The organism is Kutzneria sp. 744 (assembly GCF_000568255.1).
Lineage (GTDB): Bacteria > Actinomycetota > Actinomycetes > Mycobacteriales > Pseudonocardiaceae > Kutzneria.
Window position 1 is genome coordinate 5,923,271 of sequence record NZ_KK037166.1, and the last position, 11,275, is coordinate 5,934,545.

Consider the following 11,275-nt stretch of genomic DNA (forward strand, 5'->3'; position numbering starts at 1 on the left):
GGGCTGGAAGGCGCCGAAGCCGCATCCGCAGACCGAGCAGCTGCTGGCCGGCGACGTCGACGTCTTCGTGCACTCGCCGTACGTCATCAACGTGGCCTCGTCCAACAACCGGATCCGCATCCCGTCGCGCAAGCTGGTCCAGCAGCACGCCACCGCGGCCAAGGCGGTCGGGGCCAAGGGCCTGATCGTGCACGGCGGCCACGTGGCCAAGGGCGAGGACGCCGCCGTCGGCTTCGAGAACTGGCGCAAGCTGTTCGAGCGGCAGGCCGAGTCGGGCGGCTTCGACGTGCCGGTCCTGATCGAGAACACCGCGGGCGGCGACAACGCCATGGCCCGCCGGTTCGACGCGCTGGCCCGGCTGTGGGACGCGGTCGGCGAGTTCGGCGCGGGCTTCTGCCTGGACACCTGCCACGCCTTCGCCGCCGGCGAGGACCTGGTCGGCATCGTGCAGCGGGTCAAGGCGATCACCGGCCGCATCGACCTCGTGCACCTGAACAGCTCGCGCGACGAGTTCAACTCGGCGCGGGACAGGCACGCCAACATCGCCGACGGCACGATCGAGCCGGAGCAGCTGGTCGCGGTGCTGGCCGCCGCGCAGGCGCCGGCCGTGGTCGAGACGCCGGACGAGGGCCAGGCCGCCGACATCGAGTTCCTGCGCGCCAAGCTCGGCGGGTGAGAAAGGCCGGACTGGCCCTGCTGGTCCTGCTGTGCGGCTGCACCCTGGCGCTCGGGTACGCGAACAAGGCCCGCTGCGCCGGGCCCGGTTATGACGCCGAGGGCCGGACCACACCGTCCTATGAGGTGCGTCGGTACCGGGACGTCTGCTACTCCGACATCCAGCACCTGTGGCTGGGGCGGGACATCGACCAGCACGTCTTCCCGTACGTCGACGGCGGCATCGACCCCTACGGCCGGCTGACCGGGGGCGCCGTCGAGTACCCGGTGCTGACCGGGCTGCTGATGTGGGCCGGCGCCTGGTTCGCCGACAACGACGGCCAGTACCTCTTGTTCTCCGCGCTGCTGCTGGCCCCGTTCGGGCTGCTCACCGGGTTTCTGCTGGGCAAGCTGGCGCGGTGGCGGGCGCTGGTGTGGGCGCTGGGCCCGCCGCTGGTGCTGTACGGGTTCCACAACTGGGATCTGCCGGCGGTGGCCTGCTCGGTCGCCGCCTTCTTCTTCGCGCTGCGCAAGGACCGGCCGCTGGTCGCCGCGGCGCTGCTGGGCCTGGGCTTCGCGCTCAAGTTCTATCCGGCGATCTTCGTGCTGCCGCTGGCCCTGTACGTGCTGGGCCGGCGGGGTTCGCTCGACGCCGTGCGGGTGGTGCTGACCTCGGCGGTGGTCGCCGTACTGGTGAACCTGCCGTTCGTCGTCGCGGGACCCGATGGGTGGGCCGCGTCGATCACGTTCCAGTGGATCAGGCCGGTGGACATCACCTCCAACTCCATCTGGTTCTGGTGGTTCCGCCCGCTGTCCGACCCCGGCAACACCGTGTTCCAGTCGGTTGTCGGCGTGGTGTCGCCGGTGTTGATCGTGGTGTCGTTCGCGGTGGCCCTCGCGGTCGGCCGGCGACGGCAAGAATTCCCACTGCTGCCGGTCTGCGGCGCGATGCTGTGCGGATTCCTGTTGCTGTACAAGGTGGATTCCCCGCAGTACACGCTGTGGCTGCTGCCTTTCCTGGTGCTGCTGCCGATCCGCTGGGAGTGGATCGCGGCCTACTTCGCCGTCGACGTCGTGCTCTACCTCGGCGTGTTCCGGTGGTACTACGAGATCGAGAACCGCCTGCCCGACGGCATCTACAACACCGTGGCCGCACAGGCCGTGGTCGCCGGCGTGTGGGGCCGGGCGATCCTGCTGGCCTGTTTGTTCGTGGTTTTCCTCAAGACGGAGCGGACCAGTGTGGCTGTCACGTGAGCGGGGCCCGGTCGTGCTGCTCGGCGCCGCGCTGGTGGCGTTCCTGGCCGTCACGCACCTGAGCTACAACCTCTACGCCGTGCTGGGCTTGGCGGCGTTGGTCGTGGTGCTACTGGCTTTTCTCCCCGGCGGCCGCGTGCCGCGCTGGGCCGTCAGCGCCGCCGCCCTGTTGTCACTGGCGGCGCTGCTGCTGAAGCCGCCGATCGAGAACGTCGTCACGACGCCTTGGCTGAATGTCGGCATCGCCGTCGGGGCCGTGACCGCCGCCGTGGTGGCCGTGCTGCCGTGGCTGCCGGCGCGCTGGTGGTGGGTCGGGCTTGTGGTGCTCGGCGTCGGATATGTGCTGGTCATCCTGGGCGGGCGGCCGCTGATCGACGTGTGGATCATCCTGCGCGACTCCGCCGGCGGCCTGGTGAGCGGGCTCAATCCGTACGAGATGCGCTTCCCCGAGGTGCCGCCGGGGCAGACCGACAACTGCTTCAACTACCTCCCGGCGACCTTCCTGCTCACCGCCCCGGCGCAGTGGCTGTTCGGCGACGTGCGGTGGCTGGAGACCGGCTACCTGTTCGGCGCATGCGCCCTGCTCGGCTGGCACACCCGGCGTTGGCCGCTGGCGCTGCTGGTCGGGGTGCTGCCGGGGACCCTGTTCGTGGTGCAGCAGTCCTGGACCGAACCGCTGCTGCTGCTCGGGCTCGTCGCCGGTTACGTGCTGATCGAGCGGGGCCAGGCCAGCTGGGCGATCGTGCCGCTCGCGCTGGCGTTGGCCACCAAGCAGCACCTGGTCGTGCTGATTCCGCTGTTGGCGTTCTGGCCCCGGTTCGGCTGGCGTCGGGTGCTGGCCACGTTCGGCGGCGCCGCCCTGGTCTGCCTACCGTGGGTGATCGCCGATCCCGGCCGCTTCCGCACCTGCACGGCCGACTTCTACCTGCTCACGCCGCTGATCGGCCGCTCCGTGTCGCTCTACCAGCTGATCCCCGGGGCGCTCGGCACCGTGGTCGTGGTGGCGGTGCTCGCGCTGGCCTACTGGCTCGTCGTGCGGTCCAAGGCCGGCTTCCTGCTCGGGGCCGGCGTCGTGCTCGCGGCGTTCGACCTGGTCAACAAGCAGACGTTCCTGAACCAGTGGGTGTTCGCCGCCGAACTCCTCGTGGCCGGCCTTGTTGTGATCAGCACCACTCCAGTGGGCGATACCCGGGATCCCGTCCCGGAGTGAAGGTGGAGGTCCGCCGCCGCGGAGGGGAGAGCGTGTCATGCCCAGCCGATTCGGACGTATCGCCCTTGCAGTGTTGTTGGCGCTCGGTGTCACCACCGGCCTCGCGGCCGCCGGGACCTTGGACCGCGCCGCCGGGAACTGGGTGGGGACCTGGGAGGCCTCGCCGGCCACCGGCGTCGACAACACCCCCAACGGTTATCCGAACTACTCGATCCGCAATGTCGTGCACACCAGCGTCGGCGGCAGCCAGGCCCGGATACGGCTCAGCAACCGCTACGGGACCTCGCCCGTCACGTTCGGGCACGTCACCGTGGGTGTGCAGGCCCGCGTCGGCACCGCCGACGCCGCCTCCGTGGTCACCGTGAAGTTCCACGGCAGCGTGTCCACCACCGTCGCCGCCGGGCTCGACGTCGTCAGCGACCCCGTTGCGCTGCGGGTCCCGTCCAACTCGAACCTGCTGGTCACGACCTTCGTGCCGACGCCGTCGGGGCCGGTCACCTACCACCCGCTGGCCATGCAGACCTCGTTCTTCACCCGCGACGGCGACCACACCGCCGACACCTGGGGCACCGCCTTCACCGAGAAGACCACGGTGTGGCACTACCTGACCGGCATCGACGTGCTCAATCCCGTGTCCCAGGGCACCGTCGTCACGCTCGGCGACTCCATCACCGACGGCTACGGCTCCACGCCCGACGCCAACCACCGCTGGCCCAACTACCTGTCCGAGCGGCTCGGCCAGCGCTACGGCGTCAACGACGCCGGCATCAGCGCCAACCGGCTGCTGCTCGACGGCGGTGGCGGCGGCGAGGCCGCCATCAAGCGCCTCGACGAGGACGTGCTGTCCCGCACCAACGTGCACAGCATGATCGTGCTGCTCGGCGTCAACGACATCCAGCAGGATCCCCACCAGCTCGACCCCACCAAGATCGAGGGCGCCCTCCAGGACATCGCCCAGCGAGCCCACGCCCGCGGCATCCGCACTATCGCCTCGACCATCCTGCCGTTCAAGGGCTGGGGCGTCTGGACCCCGCAGCTGGAGGCGGTGCGCGCCGCCGTCAACGACTGGATCCGCACCAGCCACGTCTACGACACCGTCCTCGACTTCGACCAGGTCACCCGCGACCCGGCCGACCCGCAGCGCATGCTCCCCCGCTACGACTGCGGCGACCACCTGCACCCCGGTGACGCCGGCTACCAGGCCATGGCCAACGCCATCGACCTCAACTCGCTCTGACCCGGGCGGACGCGGCGCTCGCTCAGCCGAGCGCCGCGTTGGTGTCGGCGCGAGCGCTCACCGACGGGCGCGACCGCGCAGGCCGGACGACGCCATCGGCAGTGAGCTGGTCCAGTGTCGTCGGCCGTCCGACCGGCACGATCAGCGCGATCGGCTTGCCGCGATCGGTGACGGTGAGCGTATGTCCCTGACGAACCTGAGCCAGGTGTCGACTCAGCCTGTCTCGGAGCTCTCGGATTCCGACGTTCATGGCGTACTTGTTTACCGCGGCCACATTGGCGGGTCGAATGTGGCCACAGAAGGGTGACTGTGTCTCACCCGAGCGCCGGGTGCGAGGATCTCGGCATGTTCCAACCGGGTACCTCGGCGTTCGGCGCGTTCCGGCGGCTGGCCCTGTCCGTGTTCTGGCCGTGTGTGCTGTTCGTCGTGGTCGGGCTGGTGATCGTGCTGCCGTCCGCGCCCGCGACGCTCACCCCGTACGCGCTGATCCCGGCGGCGATCGGGGTGGTGGGCGCCTACGCGGTGGGCGTGATCGACAAGCGCAAGGCGCCGGCCAAGCGGCCGGACCGCAAGGCGGTGGTCGAGCTGGCCCGGTCGATGATCTTCGCGCGTCTGTTCACGGGTGAGGTCGTGATCATCGCGGGCCTGGTCGTCGGCATGGTCTTCTGGGACCAGACGCCGCTGCTCGCGGCCCTGGTCGTGACAGTGCTGCTGTACACGTGGTGGCTGCGCACCGACAACTTCCTCGACGCGCTGCACCGGGCCCTCGACCCGGTCGGCGCCGGTCAGCTCACCGACGCCGTCATCAAGCGCTGACGCCTGCGGAACGTGAACTTGTCGGCCGCGCCGTCGAGGAAGCCGCCCATCGGATCGTCGTCCCCGCTGCGGCGCACCAGATCCAGCTCCGGCCGGTAGATCTCGCGGATCACCAGGATGCACAGGCCGATCACCGCCAGATCCCGCAGCACCACGAACGTGAGGAACGGTCCGGCCGGCAGGCCCTTCTTGTCCGTGCCCAGATAGAAGAACATGCGCGGCACCCATACCAGGGCGTCGATGGTCATCCAGGCCAGCAGCGGCTTCCAGCGCGGGATCGCCAGCACCGCCAGCGGCACCAGCCACAGCGAGTACTGCGGGCTCCACACCTTGTTGGTGATCAGGAACGCCGCCACCACCAGCAGGCTGATCTGGGCCAGCCGTGGTCGCATCGGCGCCGACATCGTCACCCAGGTGATGCCCGCGCAGCAGATCAGGAACAGCACCGCACTGACCGTGTTCAGGATCGTCGGCACCTGGTTCTGGGCCAGCGGCCCGTCGAAGCCGAGCCAGCCCGTGAAGTACTGGACGACGTTGTACAGCGTGTCCGGGTCGACGCCGCGCTCGGTGTTGAGGCGGAAGAACTCCCACCAGCCCGGCCGGTAGAGGATGTAGATCGGCGCGTTCACCGCCGCCCACATCAGCACCGCCGACAGCGTGGTGGTCAGGCCCTGCTTCATCTTCCCGCCGCGCCAACACAGCAGCAGCAACGGCCCCAGCAGGAACAGCGGGTACAGCTTCGCCGCCCCGCCCAGGCCGAGCAGGATGCCGGCCAGCACCGGCTTCTTCTTCGCCCAGGCCAGCAGCGCCGCCGTCGCGAACGCCACCGCCAGCGTGTCGAAGTTCGTGAACGCCTGCACGATGACCAGCGGCGACACCGCCACCAGCGCCGCGTCCCACATCCGACGGCCGGCTATTCGCATCACCGACCACACCACCACCAGCCAGGCCAGCGACAGGAAGAAGGAGATGAAGTCGAAGTAGGCCACCACCGTCATCGTGAACGGCAATATGCCGCTGCCCGCGATGGAGATGTAGCCCTGCGCCAGCTTGGCGTTGAACCACTGGAACAGGCCCGTCAGCACCGGGTACTCCATGTACCGGATGTGCGCCTGCGGCGTGCCCTCGCCGTCCACCCAGGACGTGCGGTACGGGAACATGCCCGGCTGGTCCAGCCGCTCCGCCGTGTACAGCGGCACCACGTCCGAGTAGCACATGGCCACGTACTGCCGGTTGCCGCTCCAGTCCAGCTGGAGCACGCCCTTGTCGTCCTTGACCGTCTGCACGCACGGGGACTTCTGCAGCCAGCCCAGCGCCAGGATCACCACCGCCAGCAGCAGGATCACCCGCCCGGCCGTCCAGAACCACTGCCGCCCCACCGACGCGTGCCGGCCGAGCGGGCCGCCGAACGGTCGGCTCAGCGACCGGACCAGCGACTCCGTCCAGGTGGGCGCGACACGCTCGTCCGGCCCCAGCGACTCGGTGTCCTCCAACAGGGAGGTGCCGGTCGGCTGCACGGACTCGATCCCATCCGGTTCACCTGACACCCGGGGCATGCTACGGGCACCCGCGTGTGCACGGAGTCAGCGTCCTCATCAGCGGGTCGTCGGCGTGTGCGGTAGGCCGGTCGCGACCGGTGGGAAGGCCTCGGCCGGGGCGCTGGACGCCTTGAGGTAGGTGTTCATGAAGGACTGCCAGATCCTGCCGGGCAGGCCGCTGCCGACGATGGGGTTGCCGTCCTTGTCGCGGATCGGCTCGTAGCGGTCGGAGCCGACCCAGACGGAGGCGGCCAGCGAGCGGGTGTAGCCGACGGTCCAGGCCTTGGCGTTGTCGTGGCCGTCGAGGGGCTGGGCGCCGGTCTTCACGGCCGTCGGCCACTTGTCGGCGAGGCTGAGGGCGTTCTGCTGCGCGCCGTTGGCCAGGGCGGCGGTGACCGAGTCGGCGATCTGCTGGCTGTTGGTCCCGAACGCGGCGGCCGCGTCGTCGGGGCGCTCGAAGCTGCGGCCGTCGGAGAAGGTGATCTTGCTGATGAAGTGCGGGGACCGGCGCTGGCCGTCGGCGGCCAGCGTGGCGTAGGCGGCGGCCATGTCGATCGGGCGGACCTGGGTGGAGCCACCGCCGTTGGCGATGCTGATGTCCGGATTGCCGCCGTTCTCCCCGGCCAGCAGCTTGGTGCCGTCGACCTCGCCGGGCACGCCGGCCTGGTGCGCGGCGTCGGCGACGGCCTTGGTGCTGACCCGGTTGTAGACGAGGTTCGCGAACTCGGTGCTGATCGAGTACTGGAGCGCCTGGGCCAGCGTGCATACCGCCTTGCACGGATAGGAGCCCTCGGTGTTGGTGATCTGCCGCGCGTCGAAGGTCTGCGGGGAGGCGGAGTTGAACACCGAACTCGTGCCGATGCCCTGTTGCAGCGCGGCGACCAGGTCGAACGGCTGGAAGGCGGTGCCCGGCTGCTGCAGGGTCTGGGCGTTGTCGGTGGTGCCCGGGCCGGAATTGCCCCAGTACGCGGTGATGCCACCGGTTTTCGGGTTCACCGCGACCAGGGCCTGCCGCAGCGAGCGCGGCTGGCCGTTCATCACGGAGTTGACCGCCTGCTCGGCAGCGTCCTGGGCCCTGGGGTCGACCGTGGTGTAGATCTTCACGCCCTGGCGCTCGGCCTGGTCCTCCGTGAGGCCGAAGGGCTGCTGGGCCAGTTCGTCCAGCACCTGGTCCTCGATGGCCTGCCGCGGCCCGGACAGCGACGTCGGCCGCGCCTTGTCCCGGTCGATCAGCGCCGGCGGCGCCGTGAAGTCGGACCGCTCGCTCGTCGACAGCCAGCGCTTGTCGACCATCTGTTGCATCACGTTCTGCCAGCGCCACAACCGGTAGGCGGCGTCCTCGCTCTTGCTCGGCCCCTGGATCATGCCGGCCAGCTGCGCCGCTTCGGACGGGGTGAGCTGATCGAGCTCCTTGCCGAAGTAGGCCTGCGAGCCCGCCCTGACCCCGTACGCGCCGCGTCCGAAGTAGACGGTGTTGAGGTATGCGGTGAGAATGTCCTCTTTGGACCGTTCGTTGTTCATCTTGAACGCCGCCACCAGTTCCGTCCACTTGCGGCCGAGGTTGGGGGCGTCGTCGCCGGTGGCCTGCTTGACGTACTGCTGGGTGATGCCCGAGCCGCCACTGTGCCCGCCGGAAAGCTGGATCCACACCGCCCGCACGATCGACTTCACGTCGAAGCCGGCATTCTCCTCGAACGTCGCGTCCTCGGCGGCGAACACCGCGTGCTTGACCACGTCCGGGATCTGCTCGTAGCTCACCTTCGACCGCGTGCCCTCGGGCGCGATGTCCACCATCTTCGAGCCGTCGGCGTAGTACAGCGACACCGTCTGCGTCTCCTGCGACGCGATCGCGTCCGGATCCGGCACGTCGACCAGGAAGTAGGTGATCACGAACGCCGCCACCGGCACGAGAAAGGCGGCGGACACCAGCACGTAGCACGTGCGTCGGATCCGCCGCCAGTCCCGCTTCTTCTTGTTGTCCCCCTGCTCCGCCACATCAGGTCAGACGCCCATCATGGCGAAGGAGTTGCTCAGCCTCCGCCGCTGCCGAAGCCGCCGCCTCCTGGATCTCCGACGCCATGGTCCTTGGTACTGCTGCTGGTGTCGGTGGGCGAGCAGATTCCGAACGGACACGTGTTGTTGGTCGTCGTGTGCCGCGGGTGCGTCGAGGTCTCGTCCGTGTCCGTCGTGCCCGTCGTCGTGCTCGGCGCGGTGGTGGTGGTCTGGGTCGGCACGGTCGTGGTGGTGAGCCCGCTGAAGTTGCCCTTGCCGCCCAGGTCCTTGAACGCCGAGAACGGCAGCACGGGCTGGCCCTGGAGGTAGGCGGACATGTAGTTCTTCCAGATGTACGCGGGTTCCTCACGGCCGTAGATGGCGTAGTTCTGCGACGGGCCGATGTGGTTGAGGTAGTACCCCTTGATCGGCGCGTAACCGTTGTTGTTGCCGACCCACACCGCGGTGACGACCTGCGGTGTGTAGCCCACCATCCACGCGTTGGCGTTGTCGTTGGTGTCCTTGTACTGGGCCGTTCCGGTCTTGGAGGCGACCGGGCGGGTGCCGATGTTGGCGCACTGGGTGTGGGCCTGGTCGGCACAGGAGCTCTTCGCCACGTCCAGCATGGACTCCGTGACGTTTCGCGCCAGCTGGGCGTTCTTTGTCAAGTCCGTCTTGTCGAACGCAGGGGTCGGCGTCAGCAAGGGGTTGGCCTTGGAGTCGTACGGCGTCTGACCGGCGCTGTCACCGATGGACGTGATGAAGTGCGACGGGATGTACATGCCGTTGTTGGCCAGCGTGGCGTAGCCCTGCGCCTGATCCCGCGGCCGCACTTCGTACTGGCCCAGCGCGATACCGTCGGCCGGCGACTTGCCACCGAGGGCGTCCTGGTCCTCACCGAGGACTTTCTGCGTCTTCGAGATGCCGGCGCCGAAAGCGGCGGCCTGCACGGCCTTCGGGCCGATGTCGTCGGTCATCTTGTAGAAGACAGTGTTGATCGACAGCGTCATCGCCTGCTTGACCGAACAGGGATTGGACGGGCATTCCTCGCCGTCGGAGTTGTTGATGGTGATCTGGCTGCTCGGGTCGTTGCCGAACTTCTGGCCGCTCTTGCCGTTGTACAGCGACTGCAGACCGATCGACGAGTTGGTCTGCATGCCGGCCATGAACACGTACGGCTTGAACGACGAGCCCGGCTGGTTCGGCGTGTCCGCCATGTCGAAGGTGAACGCCTTCGGATCATCGCCGCCGTACCAAGCGACGATGCCACCGGTCCTCGGGTCGATCGAGACCAGCGCCGACGCGATGCTCTTGCTGCGTTCCTTGTCCTTGGCCATCACCGTCTGGTTGGCCTGGACCGCCTGGTCCATGGCCTTCTTGTCGATGGTGGTGTGGATCTGCGCGCCGATCTTCTGCAGGGCCGGGCGGTCCATGCCGATGCCGAACGCCGGGTCAGCCGCCTCCTTCAGGACCTGGCGCACCACGAACACCGTCGGGCCCGGCAGCGCGCCGTCGCCGTCGGTGTTGTTGGCGACCGGCTTGGGCTGGTCCGGGAACTTGGCCCGGTCGGCCGCGCTGAGCCAGCCGTTGGCGACCATCCGGCCCATCGTGTAGGACCAGCGGTCATTGGTCCACTTCGGGTCCTCGTTGTAGGCCGGCACGTTGATGCAGCCGGCCAGGAACGCGGCCTGGGACGGGTCCAGCTTGTCCACGGTGACGCCGAAGTAGGCCTGCGCCGCGGCCTGGATGCCGTAGGCGCCGCGGCCGAAGTAGACCGTGTTCATGTACGCCGCGAGGATCTGGTCCTTGGTCTGCTGCTGGCTCATCTTGATGGACTTGACCAGCTCGGTCCACTTACGCGTGAGGGTGTGGTCCTCCTCGCCGGTGGCCTTCTTCACGTACTGCTGGGTGATGCCGGAACCGCCGCCGCCACCGCCCTTCAGCTGCGAGAACACGGCGCGGCCGATGCCCTTGATGTCGAAGCCGCTGTTGGTCGCGAACGTCTCGTCCTCGGCGGCCTGGACGGCGTGCTGCACGACCATCGGGATCTTGTCGATCGGCAGGATCGTGCGGTCGCCGCCGGTCGACGGGCCGAGCGTGGCCATGACGCTGCCGTCGGCGTAGAAGATGGTCATGGTCTGCTGCTGGTTGAGGACCGACGCGGGGTCCGGCGGCTCGACCATGAAGTACGTGATGATGAACGCGACGATCGGGCCGACGAAGCCGACGGCGGCCAGCACGTACGCGCCACGGCGGACGCGGCGCCAGATGCGCTTCTTGCGCAGCACCGCCTCGTCGTACTCGTTGTCCAGGTACTCGTCGGGCTCGATGTAGTCCCCGCTGGCGCCCGGTGGCAGGTCGTGCTCGCGGTGCGTCATCAGCTCCGGCTCGCGCTGGTACTCCTCGTGCACCGGCGGCAGCATGTCCGTCGGCTGGTTGAACGGAGTGCGCTGCGTCGGCCCGTTGAGGCCGCCGCGCTGGCCGGGGCCGGGCGGACGGCCGCCCATGCCGTTGGGACCGGGACCACCTGGGCCGGGGCGCCCGCCACGGCCCACCGGCGGCGGAGGACCACCG

9 protein-coding genes are annotated in these 11,275 nt (G+C 68.9%); 5 read left to right on the plus strand and 4 right to left on the minus strand.

The annotated features are described in order from the left end of the window. From KUTG_RS26785 to KUTG_RS26800, 4 genes are all read left to right on the plus strand, one after another. Positions 1-676: deoxyribonuclease IV (locus tag KUTG_RS26785; RefSeq protein WP_043720613.1), on the plus strand; the 676-nt coding region annotated here is incomplete at its 5' end. Continuing rightward, a complete protein-coding gene (locus KUTG_RS26790; RefSeq protein WP_043720615.1) occupies positions 673-1,908 on the plus strand; it encodes a glycosyltransferase family 87 protein in 1,236 nt (411 codons plus the stop codon). The genes KUTG_RS26785 and KUTG_RS26790, both read left to right, overlap by 4 nt. Further along, positions 1,892-3,118 carry a hypothetical protein gene (locus KUTG_RS26795; RefSeq protein WP_043720617.1) on the plus strand — a complete coding sequence of 409 codons (1,227 nt, stop codon included), beginning with the start codon at positions 1,892-1,894 and terminating at the stop codon, positions 3,116-3,118. Before KUTG_RS26790 ends, KUTG_RS26795 begins: the two co-directional genes overlap by 17 nt. A gap of 37 nt (positions 3,119-3,155) precedes the next feature. Then, positions 3,156-4,355 carry an SGNH/GDSL hydrolase family protein gene (locus KUTG_RS26800; protein ID WP_043720620.1) on the plus strand — a complete coding sequence of 400 codons (1,200 nt, stop codon included), beginning with the start codon at positions 3,156-3,158 and terminating at the stop codon, positions 4,353-4,355. A gap of 22 nt (positions 4,356-4,377) precedes the next feature. Here KUTG_RS26800 and KUTG_RS26805 read toward each other — a convergent pair whose 3' ends face one another. Beyond that, positions 4,378-4,605 carry a type II toxin-antitoxin system Phd/YefM family antitoxin gene (locus KUTG_RS26805; RefSeq protein ID WP_043730737.1) on the minus strand — a complete coding sequence of 76 codons (228 nt, stop codon included), beginning with the start codon at positions 4,603-4,605 and terminating at the stop codon, positions 4,378-4,380. Between the two features lie 95 nt (positions 4,606-4,700). Between KUTG_RS26805 and KUTG_RS26810 the strand changes: the two genes are divergently transcribed. Further along, positions 4,701-5,171, plus strand: a complete 471-nt coding sequence (locus KUTG_RS26810) for a hypothetical protein (RefSeq protein WP_043720622.1) — start codon at positions 4,701-4,703, stop codon at positions 5,169-5,171. On the opposite strand, the gene KUTG_RS26815 is transcribed toward KUTG_RS26810, so the two are convergent. The 3 genes from KUTG_RS26815 to KUTG_RS26825 all read right to left on the minus strand — a co-directional run. Continuing rightward, positions 5,141-6,718, minus strand: a complete 1,578-nt coding sequence (locus KUTG_RS26815; protein WP_232240955.1) for a glycosyltransferase family 87 protein — start codon at positions 6,716-6,718, stop codon at positions 5,141-5,143. The two genes, KUTG_RS26810 and KUTG_RS26815, sit on opposite strands and share 31 nt — an antisense overlap. 48 nt (positions 6,719-6,766) lie before the next feature. Then, entirely contained in the window at positions 6,767-8,704 is a 1,938-nt protein-coding gene (locus KUTG_RS26820; protein ID WP_052395450.1) for a transglycosylase domain-containing protein, read from the minus strand. Between the two features lie 35 nt (positions 8,705-8,739). After that, positions 8,740-11,275 (minus strand): transglycosylase domain-containing protein (locus tag KUTG_RS26825; protein ID WP_232240956.1); only part of this gene is annotated, 2,536 nt, incomplete at its 5' end.